The organism is Rhodococcus sp. Ni2 (assembly GCF_021352185.1).
GTDB lineage: Bacteria > Actinomycetota > Actinomycetes > Mycobacteriales > Mycobacteriaceae > Rhodococcus_F > Rhodococcus_F qingshengii.
The window spans coordinates 932,428-956,371 of sequence record NZ_WOXZ01000002.1 but is presented as its reverse complement, the minus strand read 5'-3'; the positions used below and the strand labels follow the sequence as shown (position 1 = coordinate 956,371).

General features: G+C 63.5%; 25 protein-coding genes. 10 read left to right on the top strand and 15 right to left on the bottom strand.

The genetic code is table 11. The annotated features are described in order from the left end of the window. Positions 1 to 100: 100 nt before the first annotated feature. The gene (locus tag GN300_RS18010; RefSeq protein ID WP_063314833.1) at positions 101 to 955 is read left to right on the top strand and encodes a nuclear transport factor 2 family protein; all 855 of its coding nucleotides are present in this window, start codon (positions 101 to 103) and stop codon (positions 953 to 955) included. Positions 956 to 1,034: 79 nt separating this feature from the next. On the opposite strand, the gene fbaA is transcribed toward GN300_RS18010, so the two are convergent. After that, positions 1,035 to 2,072, bottom strand: coding sequence for a class II fructose-bisphosphate aldolase (gene fbaA, locus GN300_RS18005; RefSeq protein WP_007726777.1), 1,038 nt, complete (start codon positions 2,070 to 2,072; stop codon positions 1,035 to 1,037). A gap of 181 nt (positions 2,073 to 2,253) precedes the next feature. Between fbaA and GN300_RS18000 the strand changes: the two genes are divergently transcribed. Together GN300_RS18000 and GN300_RS17995 are read left to right on the top strand one after the other, a co-directional pair. Beyond that, positions 2,254 to 2,991, top strand: a complete 738-nt coding sequence (locus GN300_RS18000; RefSeq protein ID WP_003944390.1) for a VTT domain-containing protein — start codon at positions 2,254 to 2,256, stop codon at positions 2,989 to 2,991. A 29-nt stretch (positions 2,992 to 3,020) separates the two neighbouring features. Continuing rightward, on the top strand, positions 3,021 to 3,683 hold the full coding sequence (locus GN300_RS17995; RefSeq protein WP_003944306.1) for a DedA family protein: 663 nt from the start codon (positions 3,021 to 3,023) through the stop codon (positions 3,681 to 3,683). An 11-nt stretch (positions 3,684 to 3,694) separates the two neighbouring features. Here the strand turns inward: GN300_RS17995 and GN300_RS17990 are convergent, their stop codons facing one another. Next, the gene (locus tag GN300_RS17990) at positions 3,695 to 4,822 is read right to left on the bottom strand and encodes a GTP-binding protein (protein ID WP_054187136.1); all 1,128 of its coding nucleotides are present in this window, start codon (positions 4,820 to 4,822) and stop codon (positions 3,695 to 3,697) included. Positions 4,823 to 4,866: 44 nt separating this feature from the next. Then, positions 4,867 to 6,219, bottom strand: coding sequence for an LLM class flavin-dependent oxidoreductase (locus tag GN300_RS17985; RefSeq protein WP_063314834.1), 1,353 nt, complete (start codon positions 6,217 to 6,219; stop codon positions 4,867 to 4,869). A gap of 91 nt (positions 6,220 to 6,310) precedes the next feature. On the opposite strand from GN300_RS17985, the gene GN300_RS17980 reads away from it, so the two are divergent. Beyond that, positions 6,311 to 7,309 carry a GNAT family N-acetyltransferase gene (locus GN300_RS17980; protein WP_233405666.1) on the top strand — a complete coding sequence of 333 codons (999 nt, stop codon included), beginning with the start codon at positions 6,311 to 6,313 and terminating at the stop codon, positions 7,307 to 7,309. Here the strand turns inward: GN300_RS17980 and GN300_RS17975 are convergent. The 5 genes from GN300_RS17975 to GN300_RS17955 form a co-directional block, all read right to left on the bottom strand. After that, complete coding sequence (locus GN300_RS17975; protein ID WP_063314836.1) at positions 7,272 to 7,979, bottom strand: alpha/beta fold hydrolase; 708 nt, start codon at positions 7,977 to 7,979, stop codon at positions 7,272 to 7,274. The genes GN300_RS17980 and GN300_RS17975 overlap by 38 nt on opposite strands. A gap of 11 nt (positions 7,980 to 7,990) precedes the next feature. Continuing rightward, a complete protein-coding gene (locus GN300_RS17970; RefSeq protein ID WP_063314837.1) occupies positions 7,991 to 9,112 on the bottom strand; it encodes a glycoside hydrolase family 76 protein in 1,122 nt (373 codons plus the stop codon). 57 nt (positions 9,113 to 9,169) lie between these two features. Beyond that, positions 9,170 to 9,862, bottom strand: a complete 693-nt coding sequence (locus tag GN300_RS17965) for a TrmH family RNA methyltransferase (protein WP_063314838.1) — start codon at positions 9,860 to 9,862, stop codon at positions 9,170 to 9,172. After that, positions 9,862 to 10,461 carry a DUF6636 domain-containing protein gene (locus tag GN300_RS17960; RefSeq protein WP_003944380.1) on the bottom strand — a complete coding sequence of 200 codons (600 nt, stop codon included), beginning with the start codon at positions 10,459 to 10,461 and terminating at the stop codon, positions 9,862 to 9,864. Before GN300_RS17960 ends, GN300_RS17965 begins: the two co-directional genes overlap by 1 nt. Before the next feature lie 67 nt (positions 10,462 to 10,528). Further along, a complete protein-coding gene (locus GN300_RS17955; protein ID WP_063314839.1) occupies positions 10,529 to 11,311 on the bottom strand; it encodes an SDR family oxidoreductase in 783 nt (260 codons plus the stop codon). Between the two features lie 34 nt (positions 11,312 to 11,345). Between GN300_RS17955 and GN300_RS17950 the strand changes: the two genes are divergently transcribed. After that, on the top strand, positions 11,346 to 11,789 hold the full coding sequence (locus GN300_RS17950; protein WP_007726759.1) for a hypothetical protein: 444 nt from the start codon (positions 11,346 to 11,348) through the stop codon (positions 11,787 to 11,789). 4 nt (positions 11,790 to 11,793) lie between these two features. Here the strand turns inward: GN300_RS17950 and GN300_RS17945 are convergent, their stop codons facing one another. After that, positions 11,794 to 12,507 (bottom strand): lysoplasmalogenase, encoded by a 714-nt coding sequence (locus tag GN300_RS17945; protein WP_063314840.1) that lies wholly within the window; start codon positions 12,505 to 12,507, stop codon positions 11,794 to 11,796. A 49-nt stretch (positions 12,508 to 12,556) separates the two neighbouring features. Next, on the bottom strand, positions 12,557 to 13,237 hold the full coding sequence (locus tag GN300_RS17940) for a 1-acyl-sn-glycerol-3-phosphate acyltransferase (protein ID WP_063314841.1): 681 nt from the start codon (positions 13,235 to 13,237) through the stop codon (positions 12,557 to 12,559). 63 nt (positions 13,238 to 13,300) lie between these two features. Between GN300_RS17940 and GN300_RS17935 the strand changes: the two genes are divergently transcribed. Genes GN300_RS17935 through GN300_RS17925 form a run of 3 tightly spaced genes read left to right on the top strand, consistent with a single transcriptional unit; the run spans position 13,301 to position 15,621 of the window. Further along, complete coding sequence (locus GN300_RS17935; protein WP_007726755.1) at positions 13,301 to 13,864, top strand: TetR/AcrR family transcriptional regulator; 564 nt, start codon at positions 13,301 to 13,303, stop codon at positions 13,862 to 13,864. Positions 13,865 to 13,897: 33 nt separating this feature from the next. Then, positions 13,898 to 14,341 carry a MarR family winged helix-turn-helix transcriptional regulator gene (locus GN300_RS17930; RefSeq protein WP_003944339.1) on the top strand — a complete coding sequence of 148 codons (444 nt, stop codon included), beginning with the start codon at positions 13,898 to 13,900 and terminating at the stop codon, positions 14,339 to 14,341. A gap of 23 nt (positions 14,342 to 14,364) precedes the next feature. Continuing rightward, positions 14,365 to 15,621 (top strand): MFS transporter, encoded by a 1,257-nt coding sequence (locus tag GN300_RS17925; protein ID WP_003944384.1) that lies wholly within the window; start codon positions 14,365 to 14,367, stop codon positions 15,619 to 15,621. A 51-nt stretch (positions 15,622 to 15,672) separates the two neighbouring features. Here the strand turns inward: GN300_RS17925 and pyrE are convergent, their stop codons facing one another. The 5 genes from pyrE to clpB all read right to left on the bottom strand — a co-directional run bounded on the left by pyrE (position 15,673) and on the right by clpB (position 21,799). Beyond that, positions 15,673 to 16,206 (bottom strand): orotate phosphoribosyltransferase, encoded by a 534-nt coding sequence (gene pyrE, locus GN300_RS17920; RefSeq protein ID WP_003944385.1) that lies wholly within the window; start codon positions 16,204 to 16,206, stop codon positions 15,673 to 15,675. A gap of 74 nt (positions 16,207 to 16,280) precedes the next feature. Next, positions 16,281 to 17,081: an SDR family oxidoreductase gene (locus GN300_RS17915; RefSeq protein WP_037131478.1), complete on the bottom strand. Its 801-nt coding sequence runs from the start codon at positions 17,079 to 17,081 to the stop codon at positions 16,281 to 16,283. Between the two features lie 46 nt (positions 17,082 to 17,127). Further along, positions 17,128 to 18,030, bottom strand: a complete 903-nt coding sequence (locus GN300_RS17910) for a hypothetical protein (RefSeq protein WP_063315132.1) — start codon at positions 18,028 to 18,030, stop codon at positions 17,128 to 17,130. An 86-nt stretch (positions 18,031 to 18,116) separates the two neighbouring features. Further along, positions 18,117 to 19,088: a hypothetical protein gene (locus GN300_RS17905; RefSeq protein ID WP_042452195.1), complete on the bottom strand. Its 972-nt coding sequence runs from the start codon at positions 19,086 to 19,088 to the stop codon at positions 18,117 to 18,119. A 158-nt stretch (positions 19,089 to 19,246) separates the two neighbouring features. Next, entirely contained in the window at positions 19,247 to 21,799 is a 2,553-nt protein-coding gene (gene clpB / locus GN300_RS17900; RefSeq protein ID WP_007726750.1) for an ATP-dependent chaperone ClpB, read from the bottom strand. A 182-nt stretch (positions 21,800 to 21,981) separates the two neighbouring features. On the opposite strand from clpB, the gene GN300_RS17895 reads away from it, so the two are divergent. Both GN300_RS17895 and GN300_RS17890 read left to right on the top strand, forming a co-directional pair. Continuing rightward, positions 21,982 to 23,178, top strand: a complete 1,197-nt coding sequence (locus tag GN300_RS17895) for an FAD-binding oxidoreductase (protein ID WP_007726748.1) — start codon at positions 21,982 to 21,984, stop codon at positions 23,176 to 23,178. A gap of 16 nt (positions 23,179 to 23,194) precedes the next feature. Then, positions 23,195 to 23,941, top strand: coding sequence for an FAD-binding oxidoreductase (locus tag GN300_RS17890; RefSeq protein WP_063314842.1), 747 nt, complete (start codon positions 23,195 to 23,197; stop codon positions 23,939 to 23,941). Positions 23,942 to 23,944: the final 3 nt, after the last annotated feature.

The window sequence follows — 23,944 nt, the reverse complement described above, 5'->3', positions numbered from 1 at the left end:
TCTGCCACAGGACCGCCTCGCCGACGGTCGGAGTTATGCAGGCTACATACCGGTCGTTACCCTGACATGGTCATTGCTGCATAAGACCGAAGGGTTACCCGTGCCGGACTCGAAAGACGACAACTCGAAAAAGAGCGCAGCACCGAAGGGTGCGCCCGAGAAGTCGGCCCCGACCGAACCTGCGACTGTGGCGATCCAGAAGACAGACAAGGCCTCGAAAGCGGACGGCGACGCCAAAACTGCCAGCGCACCAACCGTCGCGATCCCCAAGGCAACTCAGGCAACCACAGCAGCACCGACACCCCAGCCCAAGCCGGAGCCTGCCACCGTCGCGATTCCGAAAGCCACGCAGCCGACACCACCACCCCGGCAGGCTCCGACCCCACCACCACCGCAGCGCGCTGCGCCTCAACCACCGCAGCGCGCCGCGCCTCAACGTGTGGGTGTCGCAGCGACCCCACCGCCGGCTCAGCCGAAGCCGACTCGCATCGAGCCCGCCGCGCCGGAGAAGACCAAGCGCAGCGGCAAGGGCTGGTACATCGCGGCAGCAGCGGCCGGCGTCGCCGTCCTCGCGGCGATCGGCGTCGCCGTATTCGTCTCGTCCAACAGCGGTAGCGGTGAAAGCTCACCCGAAGCTCAGGTCCAGACCGCCATCTCGACGTATGTCGACGCTCTGCAGACCGGCGACCTGGCAACGCTGCGAACGTCGACCTGTGGGGCGTTGGGCGAGTACTACCGCACCATTCCCGACGCAGCGTTCGCTCAGGTCCACGACAATGCCGTCGCGCAGAAGACGATCCCGCAGGTCGGAGCCGTCGACGCGGTGCGCATCACCGACGACACCGCTATCGCTCAGGTCCAGGCAAGTTTGCCGAGCACGGGCGAGCAGTCGTGGCGCACGTTCGACCTCGAGCGCCAGGACGGCACGTGGAAGGTCTGCGATCCCAGCAAGTAGGTACCTGAACAGAAAATGCGCGCCGGCGAGAATTTCGCCGGCGCGCATTTTGTTCTGTGAAGCGCAGTTGTGAAACCGATCAGCCTGCCGACACCGAGCGTCCGGCCGACTTCAGGTCGTTGCACGCCTCGACGACGCGAGCCGTCATGCCGGCTTCGGCCTTCTTGAGGTAGCTGCGCGGGTCGTATGCCTTCTTGTTTCCGACCTCGCCGTCGACCTTGAGGACGCCGTCGTAGTTGGTGAAGAAGTGTCCGGCGATCGGACGGGAGAACGCGTACTGGGTGTCGGTGTCGACGTTCATCTTGACGACGCCGAAGTTCAGCGAGTCCTCGATCTCCGACTTCAACGATCCCGATCCACCGTGGAAGACGAAGTCGAAGGGCTGCGAACCGGAAGCCAGGCCGAGCTTGGCAGCGGCGACCTTCTGGCCCTCTTCGAGAACCTCGGGCTTGAGCTTGACGTTGCCCGGCTTGTAGACGCCGTGGACGTTGCCGAAGGTGGCGGCAAGGAGGTACTTGCCCTGTTCGCCGATGCCCAGAGCATCGACCGTCTTCTCGAAGTCTTCGCTCGAGGTGTAGAGCTTGTCGTTGATCTCGGCTTCGACGCCGTCTTCTTCACCGCCGACGACACCGATCTCGACCTCGAGGATGATGCGTGCAGCCTTCGAGAGGGCGAGCAGTTCCTTGGCGATGGCCAGGTTCTCGTCGATCGGGATAGCCGAGCCGTCCCACATGTGCGACTGGAACAGCGGGTTACGACCGGCGTCGACGCGCTCCTGCGAGATCGCGAGCAGCGGACGCACGTAGGTGTCCAGCTTGTCCTTCGGGCAGTGATCGGTGTGCAGCGCGATGGTGACGTCGTACTTTGCCGCGATCACGTGTGCGAACTCGGCGAGCGCAACAGCGCCGGTGACCATGTCCTTGACGCCCAAACCGGAACCGAACTCGGCGCCGCCCGTCGAGAACTGGATGATGCCGTCACTGCCGGCGTCCGCGAAGCCCTTGATGGCTGCGTTGATGGATTCGGAGCCGACACAGTTGATGGCGGGGAAGGCAAAGGAATGCTCCTTGGCCCGACCAAGCATCTCGGCATAGACCTCGGGAGTTGCGATAGGCACGGCGGGAGTCCTCCATATACGTGTCGTTCGGAGCGCTCGGCGATGTGAAAGCGCTTCGTGTGGTCCTAGCAGTATGGCAAGTCCGACTCGTCACGTCTCTTTGCGGTCTCGGCCCGCCGCCACCGACGCGATGACCTGCGGTGGTGGGAAACACTCAGATTCGGCCGGTACTCTGGCCACCGTGAATGTGCAGGCAGCAACTGAATCCGTGACGAACCTGGCCTTGCTGCCCGGCTTCCTCGATCCCGTGAACCTCTTGAATTCCTTCGGAACGTGGGTTCTGGTGGGACTGCTTCTGGTGGTCTTCATCGAATCAGGCCTGCTGTTTCCGCTCTTGCCCGGCGATTCGCTCCTCTTCACCGCAGGGCTGATCGCGGCGTCCAAGTCCACCGAGATCGAACCGTTCGCGCCGCTGTGGGTGCTCCTGGTGACCATTCCGATCGCCGCGATTCTGGGTGACCAAGTCGGGTTCTACATCGGCGCCAAGGGCGGAACTGCCCTGTTCAAGACGGACGACGCGCGGTTCTTCAAGAAGAAGTACATCGACGAGTCACACGCCTTCTTCGAAAAGCACGGCCCGATCACCATTATCCTGGCTCGGTTCGTGCCGATCGTGCGTACTTTTGCTCCGGTTGTCGCCGGCGCTTCGAAGATGAAGTACTCACTGTTCCTGACGTACAACATCGTCGGCGGCATCCTGTGGGGTGCCGGCGTGACTTTGCTCGGCTACCTCCTGGGGCAGATCGAATTCATCCGCGACAATGTCGACTACATTTTCATCTTGATCGTCCTGGTGTCGGTTCTGCCGATCGTCTTCGAAATCGGGAAGCGAATTCTGGCGTCGAGACGTGGTGAAACGGCGAATACTTCCACTACGGACAATTCGACGGTGACAGTCCCCGAAGACCCCACCCCCTGATTGCAGAACGAGGCGAAGAACTGACGACGATGACGCTCGCATCCGGCAGTTTCTCCCCGCTCGAGACTGCCGGGCCTCTGTTGGTCTGGATCATCGTCGTCACGTTCGTCTTCATCGAGTGCGCGATCATCCTCGGGTTGTTTCTCCCCGGTGATTCGCTTCTGATCACAGCCGGAATCGTTCTCGCCGGCCACGAATCCGGCGCGGGCCACGTGTGGGCGTTGTCTGTCGGTGCGATGATCGCGGCCATCGCCGGCAACCAGGTCGGGTACGTCATCGGCCACCGGACCGGCAATCACATCAAAGCCCGTAAGGGCGGCAAGTACTTCACCGAGAAGAACCTGCACCGCGTGAACATCCTGTTGGAAAAACACGGATTCTGGGCGGTCCTGATTGCTCGCTGGGTTCCGTGGGTGCGCACCCTGTGCCCGATGGTCGCGGGCGCAGCCAAGATGAACCACACGCGCTACACCATCGCGAGCACCATCGGCGCGATCATCTGGGCGCCCGTGCTCCTGCTACTCGGTTTCTACGGTGGCTCGTTCCTCGATCGCGTGCCGTGGTTGCTGCCCGCCGTGCTGATCGTGATGATGGTCAGCTTGGTCATCGGTACTGCGCTGGGAATCTGGCAGTACCGCAAGGAGATGGCCCGACCGGCCGAAGACGTCGAGGTCGAAGAAGTCCTCGACTAGAAGCTGACTGCTCAGTGCAGGTGTCCCTGGTCCCACGCCGGCAGCGGGTCCTCGTAGCGAGTCCATGCCCGCGGTCCTTCGCGTAGTTCGTCATCGGTCAGCAGAGCCGGATCGAGGATTCGTGACGGCGCCGCCGGGTCCAGTTTCACTCCGATGAACACGATCTCCTGCCCTGGCACCTCCGCCGCCGACGCCCACAGTTGAGCCGGTTCGATGACGAGGTTGGGGCCTGCCTGCGACCAGATCGCGGCGAACTCGGGCCGACTGGCGATCCAGCAGAATCCCTTGCTCCGCAGGAGTCCGGCGAACTGACCGAGCGCGGCCTCGAGTCGCGCCGGATGAAAGGGTCGCGAGGCGCGGTATGTGACGCTGCGTATTCCGTATTCCTCGGTTTCCGGGGTGTGCCCACCGGCCAGTTCCTCGTCCCAACCGGGTACCTGCGCAGCCAGTTCCGGGTTATAGAGACCGGTTTCGAGGACACGGTCGAGGGTGACTTTGCCGTGATCCGTTCGAATCAGTTGAGCGGTGGGGTTGAGCCTACGAAGCGTCGCCTCGACGGTTCCTGCCGCCCGCGGGCTCACCAGGTCGGTTTTGTTCAGCAAGATGACGTCGGCGAACTCCACCTGATCGACCAGGAGATCGGAGATGCTGCGTCCGTCCCCCTCCCCGGCTTCGAGGTTGCGCTCGTCCAGTCGTTCGCCTTTTGCCAGCTCGCCGAGGAAGGTCGACGCGTCCACCACGGTCACCATGGTGTCGAGCTTCGCGAGCGAGCCGAGGCTGAAACCGTCCTCGAATTCCCAGTCGAAGGTGGCCGCCACCGGCATCGGTTCGGAGATGCCGGTGGATTCGATCACCAACTGATCGAATCGCCCCTCTCGGGCCAGGGCGCCGACGGCGTCGATCAGATCCTCACGCAGCGTGCAGCAGATGCATCCGTTGGTCAGCTCGACCAACTTCTCTTCCGTGCGGTCGAGATGACCCTGGCCCGCGACGAGGGCCGCGTCGATGTTGATCTCGCTCATGTCGTTGACGATGACGGCGACCCTCCGGCCATCGCGATTGGCGAGAATGTGGTTGAGGAGTGTGGTCTTGCCTGCGCCCAGAAATCCGGACAGCACGGTTACCGGTAGCTGCTTCATTCCTTAATGGTAACCATTGTCATTATTGACAACAGCGGGCGGGCCTACTGCACTGCAGAGGCACTACCCGAGAACTGGCTCTCGGGCCTCGGCAAACCGAAATGATCACGAAGGGTCGTACCCGAGTATTCGGTCCGGAAAAGACCGCGATCCTGCAGGATCGGGACCACACGCTCGGTGAAGATCTCGAGTCCACCCGGGTAGTACGGCGGCATGACGTTGAAGCCGTCAGCAGCACCGCTGGTGAACCATTCCTCGATCGTGTCAGCCACCTGCTCGGCGGTTCCAGCAAACACCCGGTGTCCGCGCGCACCCGCCAAACGATGAAGCAGTCCCCGAACCGTCGGACGCTCACGCTCGACTATGCCGGCGATCACCTGCAATCTGCTTTGCTTGTTGTCGGTGACATCACCTGCCGCCGCGAACAATTCGACAGGAACCGGTGCATCCAGTTCCAGATTCCGAACATCGGTCCCGGTGAGTGCACCGAGTTGCGCGAGCCCGTACTCCGGCGAAGTCAACTCGTTGAATTCTCGCTCGAGCGCCTTGGCTTGTTCCTCGGTGTCACCGATGAACGGGCTGATTCCGGGCAGGATCTTGACATGATCGGGGTTGCGCCCGAACTGAGCAGCCCTCGACTTGATGTCGGTGTAGAACGCCTGCGCATCGGAAAGTCTCTGGTGCGCTGTGAAAATCGCCTCCGCATACTGACCGGCAAACGCGCGACCGTCGTTGGACGCCCCGGCCTGCACCAGCACCGGGTATCCCTGCGGCGTTCGCGGTGCGTTGAACGGTCCCCGCACCCGAAGATGCCGGCCGACGTAGTTGATCTCGTGAATCTTGTTTCTGTCCGCGTAGATTCCGTTCTCCCGGTCCAGACTGATCGCGTCGTCCTCCCAGCTGTCCCACAACCGCACCACCGCGTCGACGAATTCCCTTGCACGCGAATACCGGTCGCCGTGGTCCGGATGCTTGGCCAGCCCGAAGTTCGCGGCAGCCAGATCCGTACCCGTGGTGACGATGTTCCACCCAGCACGTCCGTTCGAGATGTGGTCGAGCGAGGCGAACAGCCGAGCCAGGTTGTACGGCTCGTAGTACGTGGTCGACGCCGTCGCGATCAATCCGATCCGCTCGGTTGCCACTGCAATGGCCGTCAACAAGGTGATCGGCTCCAACGTTCCTGCAGGACCGTGCTCGACGTCGCTGCGCAACGCGGGACCGTCGGCGAAGAAGATTCCGTCGAACTTCGCCGCCTCAGCAGTGCGAGCGATCTCCTGGAAATACGTGACGTCGAACAGACGTTCCGGTGTTGTCCACGGATGACGCCACGCCGCTTCGTGATGACCGGCGGGGTGGATGAACGCGTTGAGGCTCAGTTGGCGCGGAGAATCAGACATGCCTGAATGCTGGCAACTGCCGCCGCAGTCCGACAGGGTTAGGGTTCGCGTGATTCCAACTCGGGGTTGGCAGCTCGGTATCGTCACATGGGTGAGCCGCGTAGTCGTAGCCGAGTTCGTACCGTCCGGATCGACAGCAACTGTTCTTCATCAGTGGTGTGAGGTCTTCGCCGAAGGCCAGCGTCACCTGTCCGGGACTGCGCCGACAGCGACTGCGCTGATGGAAATGATCGAGGCCGAAGACAATTCGGCCGATGTACGGCGTTGGATTGCACGCGACGCCGGCACCGACGAGGTCCTCGGCATCGCCCAGGCACGACGCAACTCGGCCGAAGCCGATCTCGCAGAGTTTCGGATGTACGTGACACCCCACGCGCAGCGACGAGGGGTGGGACGAGCGCTTGCCGAACTCGTCGAAGTCGACATCGCCGGGTTCGGCGTGCGAAGAATCAGAGTGACGGCGCTCGTCGGAAGCGCAGCCGAGCATTTCCTGCGATCGTTCGACGGTCACCGCGTGTTGCTTCGGTTGGCCAACCAGGTCCAGCACCTCAGTGCTCCCACCGCACACAGCGCTCGCCCCGGCTATCGAATCGTCAGTTGGCGCAACCGAACCCCGGACGAGCTGGTCCACTCCTTCTCGGAGGCATTGAACCGACTCCTCGACGCGCCGGGCGCCGAACTGCAGGTGCCCGAACGCAATTGGGGAGCCGACGAGGTCAGATCGTGGGAACAGAAGATGACGGACGGCTCTCAAGTGCTCCTGGTGTGCTGCGCGGTCGACGACAGCGTCGGCGAAGTAGCCGCAGCGACAGTGGTGACGGTGGACGAACATGACAGCACCCACGCATCGCAGCACGACACCGTGGTACTTCCCCAGCACCGCGGGCACGGTCTCGCTCAGTGGGTCAAGGAGCAACAAGCGTCTGTATTGGCAGCTGAATTTCCCTCCCTGCGAAAGATTTACACAACGGTGAACGCGGAGAATCACCCGATGCTGACCGTCAATCGGAGCCTGGGATACCAGACCGTCGCGGAGCGGATCCTGGTGGAAATCAGGAGAGCCGAGAGTGCGCCGCACAAGCCTCGGTGACGATCTTCCTCCACAGGAGCGGGTGAGACTGCCAGAAGTTGTGCGCGACACCGTCGACGACCTCGAAACTACCGTTAGGCACGAGCTCGGCCAGTTGCTGCAACGGCCACGACGGGCGAATGTCGTCGGCCGCCGCGAGAAATGTCATGGGCACTGGTGAGTCGGCCAACTGCCGAAACAGCTGTGGTTCATGGATCCATTCGATGAACGATTCTTGAAGCGATTGCCAGACAACAGGTTCCCAAGGTATCTGCGGGTCCGGCTCGATTCCCGCTTCGTACTGCTTCGACCATGTCCGGTCCTTGTGGAGGCCGTGCCCCGCGATGCCGACGACGCCGGACACCGATTCCGGACAGTCGAGTGCGTACCGCACCGCCAAGTCGGATCCCCACGAGTGCCCCAGCACGACCCAGCTGTCGATCTCGAACGTGCGGCGGACGAGTTCGAGGTCCGCAACGGCCTGCGCCATCGTATGAGCGCCGCCACCGGACCGGCCGACTCCGCGTGGCTCAGGGCACCACGCGCGCATTCCTTCCGGAACCAGCTCGTCGTGAACAAGATAGTGAACGCATCCCGGGCCGCCGGAGAGAACCAGAACGTCCGCCCCTGCCCCACCGACATCGACGTGAAGACGTACGCCGTCCGTGTCGACCACGTGCCGGGATTCCATGAGGAAAAAGCCTAACGCTTACGCGGGTATCCAGCCGCCGAGACGACAAATGCCGCCTCCATGAGCATCCACCCACCTACCTGCACCGAGAGGTCTCGCTCGGGCACGCTCGACGCGCGCACGGTTCCGGCGGCGAAGGTGGCGATGTCGCCGGACAGACTCGGCAACTGAGCATCCTTGGTCCAGTCGTGCCCGAACAGCGGCAGACCTTCGATCTGCAGTCTGTTGTTCCAGGCCGCTTCCGCGGAGGACAGAACGATCTGCGCTGCGAGTTCGCGCGCTCGCAGGTCCTCGTGAGTCTCCCAGGACAGGTTCACCACCACGAACGCGAGGTAGCGAGCCAGGATTGCGTTGAACAGCCCGCCGTCGCCTCCGCCACCGCCCGTGATGACTCCGTACTCGGTCATGCCGTCGTACACCGCGTCGACGAGTTTGTGGACTCGCTCGCGGTGGCGCGGTTCGCCCAATCGCGTCGACAACTCGGTTTCCAACCCCAGCGTGACGCCCTGACAGTACGAATAGATCGCGCGCTCGAGGGTGCCGTCGCGGCGGATACCGTCGAAGATCAGTCCGGAGTCCGGATCCCGCAGTGTCTCGTCGATCCAGTCGGCCGTTGCCTGCGCACGCCAGAGTTTTCCGGTGCGCGCCAGCATGATTCCGGCGGGTCCGTTTGCCGGTGTGTTGTAGAAATCGGAGCCTTTGCACCACGGAATACCGCCGCCGTCGGCCGGGGACCACGAATCGAAGAGTTGCGATTCGAGCGCCTGAACCGCGGTTCGGTGATCGACCGAGAACATGCGTTGCGCACGTTCGAGCGAGAGGCCCAGCCACGCCATGTCGTCGTAGTAGTTGTTGGTCCACGCCGAGACGTTGCGGACCCGCACACTGCGGGCAACCTTCGCGACCCGGCGACGACGCTTGGGGGTCGGGTCACGTTCGAGTGCGTCGATCGCAGTATCGAGCAGGTGCGCTTGCCACCAGTAGTGCCACGGCTTGAACATCCGCTCGCGTCGAACAGCAGGCCAGGCAACCACGCCGAGTGCTGTCCGGGGCATTCCCCACAGGCGCCGAAGGTGACGACTGACTATCGCGCCCTCAGCCGCATCGGCCCGCTCTGCCCACACTTCCTGCATAACTACCTATCCTGTCTGGTCGAGGCGCTACACGCTAGCCGGAATTCGCGAGCGAGATCAGCGGGAATCGGCGAGATCGGCATGCTCACGTACCCACGCGTGCATCGCGATGCCGGCCGCGACACCGGCGTTGATGCTGCGAGTCGAACCGAATTGTGCGATCGAGACCGTCATGGACGCAACCTCTTTCGCATGATCGGTCACTCCGGGGCCTTCTTGACCGAACAGCAGGATGCACTCCCGCGGCAGGCTTGCCGTTTCCAGCGGCACCGACCCCGGGGTGTTGTCGACGGCCACGATCGTGAGTGAATTCTCACGGGCGTACTCGACGAGTTCGCCGATGTCTGCGTGGTGAACGATGTGTTGGTATCGATCGGTCACCATGGCGCCCCGCCGATTCCAGCGCCGACGCCCCACGATGTGGACCGCGGCCGCGGCAAACGCGTTGGCCGTGCGGACCACCGTGCCGATGTTGGCGTCGTGCGCGAAGTTCTCGATGGCGACATGCATCGTGTGACGGCGTGAGTCGATATCCGCGACTATCGCTTCCCGCGTCCAGTACCGATACTCGTCCAAGACGTTTCGACGATCACCCTCGGCCAGAAGTACCGGGTCGTAGCGCGCGTCGGTCGGCGGTTCCGTGTCGTGCTCCTCGGCCCAGGGTCCGACGCCGTTGGGGTTCTCGCCCCACTCGGTGGGTCCCGGTTCACCGGCTCCGCCGGACACCTCGTCGGCTGCGACTTCGGTCATCAGAACACCTCGTTGGAATCTGCAGCCACGGTGAAGCCGTGCGTGGTCTGATCGTTGACACACGAGACGTCTGTCGCGGTGGTCGTACAGGTGAAACCCAGTTTGCTCAGCGGTTGACCGGCCGCCAACACCGGATCGGCGTCGGGGCCGCCAGAGGTGTACACCTCTCCGCCCGAACACATGAAAGCACCCTCACCCTCGTCGGTGACGCGAATACCGTTGCCCCAGTTGACCATGCAGCTCTCCGGCCGCGGCGGAACGGGAGTGGTCGTTCCCTCGCACCCGGCTTCGATTCTGGTGGGCAACTTGATGATGCCGCACTGGAAGTTTCCGTCGGGAGTGGTGAAGTAGTACGACTCGTTGCGCTCGAACTGCACGTCCGTGAGTGTCGTCGTCGGTGGCAGCGTCGTGGTCGGTGGTTCGGTGGTCGTGGGGACGACGGGCGCGACGGTGGTGGTTGTCGTCGGCACTGCGGTAGTGGTGGACGAACTGGGCTGCGCCGCTACGGTCGGCGCTGAATCCGCCTCCCCGCTGCACCCTGCGAGCACGAGCGCCGACCCGACGCCCAACAAGACGAACCCCACCCGAACACGAACCACCCGACTACCTCCACACACGTCATCTTGGCCCAGCAACAGCCGACAGTGCACTCTATCGTGTGGTCGACTAAGTGCTGGTGACGCGCTTGTTCATCAGCCGTGAGAGCCACGCGGGCGAGAACCGCGACGCGCTGAGGAAGAGCTTCGCCTGAGTTCCGACCGGGTAGTGAACCTTGTGCATCCGTCCGGCGCCGCGTGTGGCCGCCCACAGTTCCTGCGCGACGTCGGTTGCAGTCAGCTTGATACCCAACGATCTGGTGGCTCCGGTGTCCATTCCAGTGACCATCGCGGTCTGGACGAACAACGGCCAGAGCGCGAGAACACGGATGTCGTGCTGTGCCCATTCCAGATCGAGCGCCTCGGTCAGGCCGCGGATCGCGAACTTGGTTGCACCGTACGTCGCCAGTTCGGGCTGGCCGTAGATCGCCGAAGCGGAGCACAGATTGACCACCTGGGCGCCGACGGTATCGCGGAGGTACGGGAAAGCCGTGTGCGTGCCGTTGAGGGTGCCGGTGATGTTGATGTCGACCATTCGGCGATGCGCCGCAAGAGAAATATCCTCGAACCGTCCCGACGAGAGCACGCCCGCATTGTTGATCAGGATGTCCAGACGCCCGGACTCCCCGGCAAAATCGGCCAGACGCTGCGCCCATCCCGCCGGATCGGTGACATCCAGGACACCCGTCACGACACTGCCGCCGAAACCGTCGATCTCGGCCTTCAGGGAGGCAAGGCCGGCGTCGTCGATGTCGAACGCGCCGACGCGGTATCCGTTGCGCGCGAACAACAGCGACGTCTCCCGCCCGATTCCAGCCGCAGCACCGGTGATGAAGACGTTCGGTTCGCTCATCCGGTCAGGCTATCCTGGATGTGGAGGAAATCTGATGAATCACCGTCGCGTCGTACACACCGTGTGTTTCATCGCGGTGGGGTATCTGATCGTGCTCGCCGTGTGGCTCGGATGGCTGGTCGAGCACACTCCGCCTGGCACGCTGCCCTATCAGATCGGCGGGCTGCTCGCCGCTTTCGGCTCGGTTCTCGGATTCGGAATGGCATGGGCCAACCGCCCGACCCGCGCCGAGCGCAAACTCGAAAAGCACGGCCTCGAAGGGTGGGCACGAATCGACACCGTCACACCCCTGCGCCGAACCGTCGACGGCGAATTGGCCAAGCTCGCACTCCACCTCACGGTTCCAGGTTCCGATTCGTACTCGGGCCGGATCGAGTACGAGATCCGACCCGAGTACAAAGACAAGATCACTCCCGGATCCACGGTCACCGTCATGGTGGACCCGAAGAACCGAGACCGAATCATGCTGTGCCCGTGAAAGACTAGACGCTCTTCTTGCGCCCCAGCGCCAACATGCCCTCCACCAGCATCAGCTGCGCTCCCGCGTACGACGCCAGGATCACACCCTCGGCAGCAGCGCGGCCGGCGGTCCCGCGGATGTACAGACGACGCACCACGATCAGTCCGTCGGATGCGGTGAAGAGCACTCCGCCCAATCCGAGCCAGGAGCGTCGATCCTTGTTCGGGACGACCACGTCGAGCACGGCCTTGGACTGCGGTGCCAGAGCGGGGTCCGCCGACAACGTCGAGGTGGTTCCCAACATCAATCCGTATCCGGTGAGCGGCGTCGACACGCTCGGGGCCTTGGCACGGAGCAGTCCGGACGCCGTCGACCAACCGCTGATGCGGGGCCGCAGGGCAGCGCGGGTCGGCCGAGCGCCGCGCCGCAGCAGGAGCGCCGAGTAACTGGCCTGCATCACCGCGAACGAGGACGCGCCCTTGATCAGACGAGCATCGTTGTCCGGGTCGATCATGAACACGTCGCCGACAGTTGCAGCGGCGAGACCGGCCAGAAGCAGTGCGGTATCGGCAGTTTCCGTCTCCGAGCGCTTGCGCAGCACTCGGGCGGCCAGAGCGGGTGCGATCAACGGCTTCGCGATCTGCTGAACCCGCTCGTTACCGACTACTGCCCCGACCACTGTCGCTGCCGTCGCCGCCGCAAAAACTGCGTGCTCGATGCCCCACTTGCCCGCCATCACAATCCTCCTGTTGGTTACACGTCCAACAGCGACCGTACTGGGTCACTCAGGCGGCATCGCCGGATTTGACGTCCGCGCCGTAGACATCGACGTATTCCTGCCCCGACTGGTCACAGAGCACTGCCATCAATTCGTCCGTCGCCGCACGCACGACGGCCTGGTAGCCACGAAGTTCGCGGTACCGAGAGAAGTCGATCGGCTCCCCTACCGTGATCCGGACCTTGCTGAAGCGCCACATCCGCGTACCCGGCGGGTTGACTGCGTCGCCGCCGTGTACGACGACGGGAATGACCGGCGCCCCGGTTTCCAAGGCAACTCGAATCGCTCCGGTCTTTCCCTTGTACAGGCAACCGTCGGGTGATCGTGTTCCCTCGGGGTAGATCCCCCAGACACCACCCTTGTCGAGAATCCCGATGGCCGTGTCCAACGCCGCACGGGAGGCGTCGGCGCCGCTACGGTCGATCGGCACCTGACCGGCCCCACCGAAGAACCAGCGCTGCATCGCGCCCTTCACACCGGTCCCGGTGAAATATTCACTCTTCGCGACGAAGGTGATGCGTCGGCGCACCATGAGAACCAGGAAGAACGAGTCGACGACTGCCCGATGGTTGCCGGCGAGAATCACCGGCCCTCCCTTGGGGATGTGGTGCTGACCCTCGATCGTCGGCCGCCCGAACAGCCAGAGGACCGGGCCGATCAGGACGTATTTGAACAGCCAATAGAGCACAGGGCATCACCTTTTCCGTCTAGTAGACAGTGTCTACGACGAGAATAGTAGACACTGTCTTCCATGACTGTCAGCAGCCTTCGCGAAACACTCGTCGCCACCGGCGTCGAGATTCTCGATGCCGACGGCGCCACAGAACTGACGCTACGGGAGATAGCGCGTCGGGCGGGCGTGTCGCACGGCGCCCCGCGGAGATACTTTCCGACCCACAACAGCCTGCTAGCCGCAATTGCCTCACACGGCCTGCGCGATCTCGCCGACAGACTCGATCCCGTCCTCGCCGGCAAACAATCCGCTCGTAGCCGATTGATCTCGGCAGCAATCGAATACGTGTCATTCGCCCAGGAGCGACCGGCGATGTTCGAGTTGATGTTTCGCCACGACCTCCTCGAGGGCGCAGGCAGCAACCTCCGAGAGTCTTCTCTCCCACTCTTCGCCGCCCTGCAATCCCTGACCGAAGAGGCCGACGCCTCCGATCCCACCACATCTGCGTTGAACATCTGGACCGGAACCCACGGCATCGCAGTGCTGGCGGCAAATCGAAGCCTCGCACTCGTCGCACCCGACCTCGATGTGCCGTCGCTGGTAGCCACCGCCGTGACGGACCACCTTCCACGGACTCGTTGATTTACATAGTTAACCTATGCAATAATATTCTTCGTGACAGACGAAGAACAGCAACTGCACGAACTACTCGTCGACCTCGTGAGCAATACGCACCGCTTCGCGAAGCTGGCAGGCTCCTTCGCGTCCGATCAGTACCCACGCGCCTGGCTGCGCGCACTCTCGTTACTCGAGGAATACGGCGAAATGCGGATCAGCGACTTCGCTCGACTCGACAGAAGCTCGCAGCCCTCTGCCACTGCACTACTGCGCAAACTCGGCGAGAACGGTTACGTCGAACGCCGCGCCGACCCCGAGGACGCCCGGGCAGTTCGAGTGGCCATGACGGACAAGGGCCGAAAGATCTTGAACGACGGTCGAAACGAGATCGCCGACGCTCTAGTCCCCCACTTCGTCGAACTCGGGCCCGAGCAGATCAAGAAACTGGCCGACGGATTGGCCGAATTGCGGTCCATCATCAAGACTTCCGATCCCAGCTGAAACACCCACCACTGAAAAAGGAGGTGGCCGTGAGCAACACGACCGCGACATCAACGCACCAGAACGAGGCTCCGCCGAGCCTCCTGAAACAACCGAAAGCGGTGTGGGCGGTAGCCTTTGCCAGCGTCATCGCCTTCATGGGCATCGGATTGGTCGATCCGATCCTCAAACCGATCGGCGAACAACTCGACGCCACACCGTCGCAGGTTTCGCTGCTGTTCACCAGCTACATGCTCGTCACCGGCGTGGCCATGCTCATCACCGGTGTGGTGTCCAGCCGCATCGGCGCCAAGAAAACACTTCTTGCAGGCCTTGCCATCATCATCGTGTTCGCTTCTCTGGCAGGCGCTTCCAGCACCATCGGCCAGATCGTCGGATTCCGTGCGGGCTGGGGACTCGGCAATGCACTGTTCATCGCAACGGCGCTCGCGGCAATCGTCGGCGCGGCCAGCGGCGGCGTGGCACGGGCGATCATCCTGTACGAGGCTGCATTGGGCATCGGTATCGCAGTCGGACCGCTGGTCGGCGGAGTTCTCGGTGACATCAGCTGGCGCGCACCGTTCTTCGGCGTCGCAGCCCTGATGGCGGTCGCCTTCATTCTCATCGTGGTGATGCTTCCGAGCGCACCCAAGCCCGAACACCACACGTCCATCGCTGCGCCCTTCCAGGCGTTGCGGCACCGCGGGCTACTCACCGTTGCCATCACCGCGCTGCTCTACAACTACGGATTCTTCACGCTGCTCGCGTACACGCCGTTCCCCCTCGACATGGGGGCGTACCCGATCGGATTCATCTTCTTCGGTTGGGGCCTGATGCTGGCGATCTCGTCGGTTTTCCTCGCCCCTCGCCTGCAACGACGCTTCGGCACCCTGCCGATGATGATGCTGGCACTGACCCTGTTCGCACTCGACCTGGGCATGATGGCGCTCTTCACCGAGAACAAGATCGTCTTGATCGTCGGTGTCGTCCTCGCCGGTTTGTTCCTCGGCGTGAACAACACACTCATCACCGAAACCGTCATGATCTCAGCTCCCGTGGAGCGGTCGACCGCCTCGGCTGCTTACAGCTTCGTTCGATTCGTCGGCGGCGCCGCTGCTCCGTGGGTAGCCGGCAAGCTCGGCGAATCCAACGTCCACATGCCGTTCTGGGTCGGCGCGGTGCTCACCCTCGCCGCCGTATTCGTCCTGTCGAGCGGACGTAAGGTTCTCGCTCACGTCGACGACCACGATCCCGCGCCGCACAGCGTCGACGAAGCACTCGCCGTCACCGTAGGCGACTGACCCCTGTGAGTGGTTGAGGAGCGCAGGGACTCCTTAACCACTCACGGGGCGTCAGCTCAGGTTCAGATCTTCCAGGCCCAGCAGCGAGCGGTACTCGACGCCCTCGGCACCGATCACCGCATCCGCACCCGTCGCGCGATCGACGACCGTAGCGACTCCGACCACGGTGGCCCCTGCCTCGCGCAGGGCCTTCACTGCTGTCAACGGCGAATTGCCCGTCGTGGTCGTGTCCTCGACAACCAGGACACGCTTGCCGACGATGTCCGGGCCCTCGATCTGGCGCTGCATCCCGTGGGCCTTCGCGGCCTTGCGGACGACAAACGCATCGATCGGTCGGCCGGGAGCGTGCATCACCGCCATGGCAACCGGGTCGGCGCCCATCGTCAAACCGCCGACGGCGTCGAAATCCCAGTCCGCGACCAGTTCACGCAGCAGCGAGCCGATCAGCGGCGCTGCCTTGTGGTGAAGTGTCGCGCGGCGAAGGTCGACGTAGTAATCGGCTTCCTTGCCCGAGGACAACGTCACCTTTCCGTGTACAACAGCCAATTCGCGCACCAGCGCAGCCAAATCCTCACGATCGCTCATGAGTGCTCAGCCTACCGACCACTGCCTTGTGTTCGGCTTCTGCCTCTGGGCTACGTCCGGCTTCCGCCTCTGGGCTACGTCCGCCCGCGGCCACGTCCGACGATGTTGGTCAGCCGGCGAACCAGCCCCTTGGGAACGAGACGCCCGGCCGTCGTGAGGACCTTGTACTGGAATCCCGGAATACTGATGACCTTGTCGTCACCGAGATCCTTCATCGACGCCGCAACCACCTGGTCGACGCTCAGCCACATCGGCTTGGGGATCGTGGACATCTCGATGCCCGCGCGCTCGTGGAACTCGGTGCGAATGAAGCCCGGGCACAGCGCCTGCACGCGCACTCCCGTCCCGGCCAACCCGCCGGACAGCCCTTCGGTGAACGAGATGACATAGGCCTTGCTTGCCGAATACGTCGAACCCCGCCCGGACAGCAGGCCCGCGACGCTCGCCACGTTGACAATCGTTCCGTGCGCCGACGCGATCATGCTGGGCAGCGCCGCACGGGTCAGCCGCATCACGGCGGTGACGTTGACGTCGAGTTGAGACTGAAGAAGCGCCGGATCGGCGGTCCAGAACTCGCCGGAGGTACCGAATCCGGCGTTGTTCACCAACACCTCGACGCCCTTCTCCAAACGAAGCGCGACCGTGTCGCGTCCGGCCTCCGATGCGAGATCGGCAACCAGAATCTCCGACTCGGTGCCGAACATCGTCTTCAACTCGGACGCGAGGTCGTGCAATCTGACCTCGTCACGTGCGACGAGAACCAGGTCGTATCCGAGGGAGGCGTATTTCTTGGCGAAACCGGCGCCGAGACCAGAGGTGGGTCCGGTCACCAGGGCAACGGGACGCACAGGGCGATCCGAGTGGGAAGTCGACATACCGGCCACGCTAGTGGTTATCGCGCCTGGACGGGAACCTTAAAGGTCAGTCGACCGGGCGAATTGTGCCCGAGCGCTGCGACGCCGGACGCTGAGCCGGCTTGTCAGCCGCCTCGGGCTTGCGCAGCGATTGATCCGGACGTGGCGCAGATTCCCGCGGTGCGGGCTCCCGCGGTGCGGGCTCACGCGGTGCGGACTCACGCGGGGCAAATTCACGCGGCGGAGCGTCACGGGGCGGCTGCTCTTGACGCGAACGGGGCTGTTCTACCGGATCCGGAGTTGGGCGAGACTTCTCGGCGCCCGGCCGCGGGCGGCTCGGATCGTGATCGACCTCGAGTTCGTTGGGATCGGTGACGGGAGGCAGGACATGCAGAATGCCGGACAGGCGCGCAACCGACTCGATTGCCGCGTCCCAGTCCCGGCCGTTACTGGTCACCGGAAGCGAACCGAGCGTCCACTGCCCTTCGCTCCACAGCATGCTGATCGACGGCGGAACCGATTCGGTGAACGCCACCATGCGCTGATCACAGACACGACGTGCGATCTCGAGATCGGTCGCGAAGACGACTCGTGAACCGATCGCACCCAACAGGTTCAGGTCGCCGTCCTTGGGCGGAGCCGTCGACTTCAACCGAAGATCGATGTCGACGTCCGACCCGATCTCGCGGCGAACAGCCACGATGGTTGCGGTCTCCTCCAGGTCGAACAGCACGAACTGCTCTCCGCGACGGCGGCCGCGGACGACGTCGGTAGCAGTGAGGTAGTCCTGCTTGGCCATGACCGCGCGGTGCCATTCGCCTGCCAGCTGATCGTCAGTGGCCGTGTACGTGTAACCCTGCGCCTTGGCCCAGATCTGACGCACTCGGCCGGATTGATCTCGCCTCGTCCTGTCGACGTACAGAAGCGCACCCGCGCCTGCGAGTGCAATTGCTGCCAGTCCGAACCACATTCCAGTCATCACCCTCCAGGGTAGCGACTCGCGGCCTCAACCTCCCGCGACACCCTGGTGGACTCGCCCGATGTGTCGTGAACGACTCAGTTGCCGAACTTCGGCAGCGACGTACTCAGGATCGTGTTGGCGGTCATCGTGCCGTTCTCCACCGGCGTGCCGTCGACGACGATGTTGTCTCCCGGTTGCAGATCGGCGATGGTGGCGCGGTTGAGCGCGATGAGCGTGGTGTCCGCTGTGGTCAGAATCGTCACCTGCGAACCCCCGATCGAATCGATGACCAACGTGCCGCCGTCGTTCGACTTCACGGTGCCGACGGCTCCCCCGGCGTCACCGATGACTTCGCCGAGCCCGCCTGGAAGCTGGCTGAGCGGAGAATCCGTCGTCGGAGTCGGCGCCGTGGTGCTGGCCTTCGGCGGTGTCGTGGTCGGCGCCTGCGTCGTGGTGGTCGGGGGAACGAAAGCGGTCTGGGTGCCCTTGTCGTTCGAGCCGAACGCCGAGAACGCGATGATCGCGATCACGGCGACCAGGATCCCGACCACACCGGCGGCCACCCACGTCGCGAGCTTGCGCTTCTTACCGCCGCCCGACGATCCATCGTCGATGAACGGCTGTTCCGGCGGAACTCCACCGCCACCACCGGCAACCGGATACTGCTGTGTATTTCCGTACTGCTGCGTGTTCCCGTACTGATCCGGGTTCCCGTACTGCTGAGCGGTGTACGGCGGATAGGCCTGCGTCGCACCAGGCGGCGGCGCCTGCGGATCGAACTGCGGGTTGTAGGCAGGGAACGCCTGAGTGGGATTCGGCTGCTGCCCCTGCTGCCCCAAGTACTCCGTGTTCTGATCCGGTCCGCCGTAGGGATACTGCTGTGCCCCCGGATACTGCTGTGCCCCCGGCTGCTGACCGAAATACTCCGTCGGCTGGTTCGGATTCTGGCCGGACACCGTCCCGTACTGCTCCGTCGGCTGGTCGGGCGTACGCCCCCACACCTCGGTCGCCTCGGGATCCTCACGGCGCGGCCCACCCGAGTTACGCGGATCGTTCTGATCGGTCATGCCTGGCTCACCTTCGGTTGGGACGAAAGAGCGTCGGAGTCGTTCGGAGAGGCGCGGGTGCACTCGTCCCCGGTTCGAGCATCCAGCCATCCAGGGTAGAACAAAATGCGAATGCCCCGCCGATCCAAGTGGATCGACGGGGCATTCCGCTTACCGAATCAGGAGAGAACCAACTGATCCGCGTCCTCGCTGACACCGACGTGCACGGTGTCGCCGTCCTGGACCTTGCCGGCCAGGAGCAGCTTGGCGAGCTGGTCGCCGATCGACTGCTGAACGAGTCGACGCAATGGCCGAGCGCCGTACAGCGGGTCGTAGCCGCGCACTGCGAGCCACATCCGAGCCGCACCGTTCACCTCGAGGGTGAGACGACGCGCAGCCAGACGCTTCTGCAACTGCTCGAGCTGGATGTCCACGATGTGCTCCAACTGCTCCTCGGAGAGCGAGTCGAAGATGACCACGTCGTCGAGACGGTTGATGAACTCCGGCTTGAACGCGTGGCGTACCGCATCCATGACCTGCTCCCGCGTGCCACCGGATCCCAGGTTGGAGGTCAGGATCAAGATGGTGTTGCGGAAGTCCACCGTGCGGCCTTGACCGTCGGTCAGTCGGCCTTCGTCGAGTACTGCGAGCAAGACGTCGAACACGTCGGGGTGTGCCTTCTCGACCTCGTCGAAGAGGACCACCGAGTACGGGCGTCGTCGAACTGCTTCGGTGAGCTGGCCACCGGCTTCGTAGCCGACGTATCCCGGAGGAGCACCGACGAGTCGGGCCACCGAGTGCTTCTCACCGTATTCGCTCATGTCGATGCGGATCATCGCGCGCTCGTCGTCGAAGAGGAAGTCCGCCAAGGCTTTGGCGAGCTCCGTCTTACCGACGCCGGTCGGGCCGAGGAACAGGAAGGAACCGGTGGGCCGATTGGGGTCGGCGACACCTGCTCGGGCGCGGCGAACCGCATCCGAGACGGCGACGACGGCGTCGGTCTGGCCGACGACGCGCTTGCCGAGTTCGGACTCCATGCGGAGTAGCTTCTCGGTTTCGCCTTCCATCATCCGGCCGGCGGGGATTCCGGTCCAGGCTGCGACCACGTCTGCGACGTCGTCGGGCCCGACCTCTTCCTTGAGCATCACGTCACCGTCGGAGGCAGCTCCGGAAGCGGCTGCTGCCTCTTCCAGTTCCTTCTCGAGCGCCGGGATACGGCCGTAGCGCAACTCGGCTGCCTTGCCCAGATCGCCGTCACGCTCAGCGCGTTCGGACTCTCCTCGCAGGGTTTCGAGCTGTTCCTTCAGCACGCGCACCGAGTCGATGGCCTGCTTTTCGTTCTGCCAGCGGGTGCTGAGCTGATTGAGCTTTTCGCGGTCGTCCGCGAGTTCCTGACGCAGCTTCTCGAGCCGAGCCTTGGACGCGTCGTCGGTTTCCTTCTCGAGTGCCACTTCTTCGATTTCGAGTCGGCGAACCGTGCGTTCCACCTCGTCGATCTCGACGGGACGCGAGTCGATCTCCATACGAAGTCGCGATGCGGCTTCGTCCACGAGGTCGATGGCCTTGTCCGGCAGGAACCGCGACGTGATGTAGCGGTCCGACAGCGCGGCAGCCGCCACCAACGCGGAGTCGGTGATGCGCACGCCGTGGTGCACCTCGTAGCGCTCCTTGAGGCCGCGCAGGATACCGATGGTGTCCTCGACCGAGGGCTCACCGACGAGCACCTGCTGGAAACGACGCTCGAGTGCTGCGTCCTTCTCGATGTACTTGCGGTACTCCTCGAGTGTGGTCGCACCGACCAGCCGCAGCTCACCACGGGCGAGCATCGGCTTGATCATGTTGCCTGCGTCCATCGCGGATTCACCGGTGGCTCCGGCGCCGACGATGGTGTGCAACTCGTCGATGAAGGTGATGACCTGTCCGGCACTGTTCTTGATGTCGTCGAGGACAGCCTTGAGGCGTTCTTCGAATTCACCGCGGAACTTGGCACCGGCGACCATGGACCCGAGATCCAGGGACACGACGGTCTTGCCTCGCAGCGATTCCGGGACGTCACCCGCGACGATGCGTTGGGCAAGGCCCTCCACGATCGCGGTCTTGCCGACGCCGGGCTCACCGATGAGTACCGGGTTGTTCTTGGTACGACGCGAGAGCACCTGCACGACACGGCGAATCTCGGTGTCGCGACCGATCACCGGGTCGAGCTTGCCGCTACGTGCAGCTTCGGTGAGGTCGGTGGAGTACTTTTCCAGCGCTTGGTAGGTGCCTTCGGGCTCCGGGCTGGTGACGCGAGCGCTGCCGCGGACGGTGGTGAAGGCTTCACGCAATGCGTCCTGGGTGGCGCCGTGCCGTACGAGCAACTGTGCGACGTCGGAGTCGCCGCCGGCCAGTCCGTAGAGGACGTGCTCGGTGGAGACGTATTCGTCGTCCATCTCGGTGGCGAGGTGCTGAGCAGCAGTGAGTGCCGCGAGTGCCTCACGCCCGAGTTGCGGGGTGGAGCTTGCGCCGGTTGTCTTGGGCAGGCGATCGACGATTGCCTGTGCTTCACGGTGTACGACCGTGGGGTCGACGCCTACAGCTTTGAGTAGTGGGGCAGCGATGCCGTCGGTCTGGTCGAGCAATGCGACCAGCAGATGGGCAGGCCGGATATCGGGGTTACCCGCCGACGACGCCGACTGCAGTGCAGCCGTCATCGCAGCCTGGGTCTTGGTTGTTGGTGTGAACGAGTCCACTTGTCACCTTTCTGGCGAAGTCGAACGGGAAGAGCCGCGACCGGTTGGTATTGCGACTGTGTCAATATGCTCAACGCGGACAAACTTGAGTCTATTCCGCTCAAGTTTGTTTTCGCCAGGCCGAGTTGGTTTCGTAGGTCACATTTTCAGCCGTACTAGAATTGTGGCGAGAGTTGCAGCTGGTGCGAAAGGGGGATGGATTGGATCCGACAGTGATCGCCCGTCTGCAATCCAGCCTCGATTCCCTGACCGACGACGAAGAGAGCCGTGCGCACTTCTCGGCAGTGTTCTACACCGGCCTCTTTGCGGAACATCCTCTGTACCGCTCATTGTTCCCGGCCGGGATGGAATCGCAGGGCCACCGTTTCTTCAGAGCCATCGAGTTCGTCGTGAAGAATCTGCCCCAGCATCGCCGAATCCGGAAGTTCCTCACCCAACTCGGCCGCGACCACCGTCGCTACGGCGTCGAGCGTGAGCACTACGAGGCCGCCGGCGTCGCTCTGAAGCGCGCGGTTCGGTCGATGTACGGCACGAGCGCGCACAGCCGCTACAAGTGGACGCCGGAGCTGGACGAGGCCTGGTCTCAGTTCACCGACCTCGTCGTCGGCACGATGGCCGACGGCGCCGAATCCGATACGACCCCGGCGCTCTGGGGCGCAACCGTGGTCAGCCACGAACGAGTCCTCGACGATCTGGCGATTGTGCGCCTCGAAGCCGACCCACCCATTCCGTACGGGGCGGGGCAATACGTAGGTGTTCAGATTCCCCAGCGCCCGAAAATGTGGAGGTATTACTCACCGGCGATTCCGACCAACCCTTTCGGTCAGCTCGAGTTCCACATCCGCAAGGTGTCGGGAGGATGGGTCAGCCCCGCGATCGTCAGCGAAACCAACGTCGGTGACCGCTGGGTCATGTCCACTCCCCTCGGCGGTCTCGAGGTCGACTTCACCAGCGACCGTGACGTTCTCATGATCGGGTCCGGCACCGGTATCGCTCCACTGCGGGCACAGGTGATGGAAATGTCTCAACGCGCGCACAACCCGCGCGTGCACCTGTTCGTCGGCGGCCGCTATCCGTGCGATCTCTACGACCTCGAAACCCTCTGGCACATCTCGCTCAGCAACCCGTGGTTGACCGTCGTACCGGTTTCCGAAGAACCCGAAAACCCTTGGTGGCACAACGGACCGGTGCTCGAACCACCGTTCGGAATGCACAGCCGGCTGATCGGACCGATCGGAAAAGTGGTCGCGCAGTTCGGTTCGTGGGCCGACCGTCAGGTGCAGATCTCGGGGTCACCGTCGATGATCAAGACAACCGTCTACGCCTTGCGTGCCGGCGGAACTCCGCTCGACCAGATCCGGCACGACCCGCTCTACTGACTACAGGAGAACTTTCATGGCCCAGCGAACCTGGTCGAGCACAGTCGTCGAACATCACCGTCTCCGTGAGGATCTGGCGGTTGTTCGTCTTGTCGGCGACGTCGTCCCGTTCCGACCGGGCCAGTACGTCGACGTCAGCGTCCCGCAGAATTCGCGGTTGCTCCGTCGACTCTCCCCCGCACTGCCTCCCTCACACGACGGGAAGTTGGAGTTTCACGTCAAGACGGTTCCCGGTGGTTGGGTCAGCGGTTCGATAGTCAAGGACACCCAGCCTGGTGACGTCTGGCAGATCCTCGACCCGCGCGGCAACCTGTCCGTCGACGAGAACGGCCCCACCGTCATCATGGTCGCGGGCGGAACCGGTTTGGCCCCACTCCGGTCGATCATTTTCGATCTGGCTCAGACCCCGAACCCGCCGCAGGTGTACCTCTTCTTCGGTGGCCGAACGCTTCGTGATCTCTACGCTGCGGACATGCTGTGGCTGCTCGCCGACCAGTTTCCGTGGTTGCAGCCCATTCCTGTCGTCGAAGATCTCTCCGACGGCGGCCCGCCCGACGGATGGTTCGACCGGTTGAACGTCGACATCGGATTCGGCGACGATCATCTCATCGAAGGCACGCTCGCCGACGTCGTCGCGTCGTACGGTGCGTTCACCGAACATCAGGTCCTGGTGTGCGGATCGGCGGCCATGGTTCGGTCGACGCGTGATCGATTGATCGAGGCCGGAACGCCGGCCGAGGTCATTCAGTTCGATCCGTACTGACGG

Bases quoted from the DNA above. Each gene is read 5' to 3' on its own strand.
- GN300_RS17995 (WP_003944306.1), top strand. From the start codon at position 3,021: ATGACGCTCGCATCCGGCAGTTTCTCCCCGCTCGAGACTGCCGGGCCT.
- GN300_RS17990 (WP_054187136.1), bottom strand. From the start codon at position 4,822: ATGAAGCAGCTACCGGTAACCGTGCTGTCCGGATTTCTGGGCGCAGGC.
- GN300_RS17985 (WP_063314834.1), bottom strand. From the start codon at position 6,219: ATGTCTGATTCTCCGCGCCAACTGAGCCTCAACGCGTTCATCCACCCC.
- GN300_RS17975 (WP_063314836.1), bottom strand. From the start codon at position 7,979: ATGGAATCCCGGCACGTGGTCGACACGGACGGCGTACGTCTTCACGTC.
- GN300_RS17970 (WP_063314837.1), bottom strand. From the start codon at position 9,112: ATGCAGGAAGTGTGGGCAGAGCGGGCCGATGCGGCTGAGGGCGCGATA.
- GN300_RS17965 (WP_063314838.1), bottom strand. From the start codon at position 9,862: ATGACCGAAGTCGCAGCCGACGAGGTGTCCGGCGGAGCCGGTGAACCG.
- GN300_RS17955 (WP_063314839.1), bottom strand. From the start codon at position 11,311: ATGAGCGAACCGAACGTCTTCATCACCGGTGCTGCGGCTGGAATCGGG.
- GN300_RS17950 (WP_007726759.1), top strand. From the start codon at position 11,346: ATGAATCACCGTCGCGTCGTACACACCGTGTGTTTCATCGCGGTGGGG.
- GN300_RS17945 (WP_063314840.1), bottom strand. From the start codon at position 12,507: ATGGCGGGCAAGTGGGGCATCGAGCACGCAGTTTTTGCGGCGGCGACG.
- GN300_RS17935 (WP_007726755.1), top strand. From the start codon at position 13,301: ATGACTGTCAGCAGCCTTCGCGAAACACTCGTCGCCACCGGCGTCGAG.
- pyrE (WP_003944385.1), bottom strand. From the start codon at position 16,206: ATGAGCGATCGTGAGGATTTGGCTGCGCTGGTGCGCGAATTGGCTGTT.
- GN300_RS17915 (WP_037131478.1), bottom strand. From the start codon at position 17,081: ATGTCGACTTCCCACTCGGATCGCCCTGTGCGTCCCGTTGCCCTGGTG.
- GN300_RS17910 (WP_063315132.1), bottom strand. From the start codon at position 18,030: ATGTGGTTCGGACTGGCAGCAATTGCACTCGCAGGCGCGGGTGCGCTT.
- GN300_RS17905 (WP_042452195.1), bottom strand. From the start codon at position 19,088: ATGACCGATCAGAACGATCCGCGTAACTCGGGTGGGCCGCGCCGTGAG.
- GN300_RS17890 (WP_063314842.1), top strand. From the start codon at position 23,195: ATGGCCCAGCGAACCTGGTCGAGCACAGTCGTCGAACATCACCGTCTC.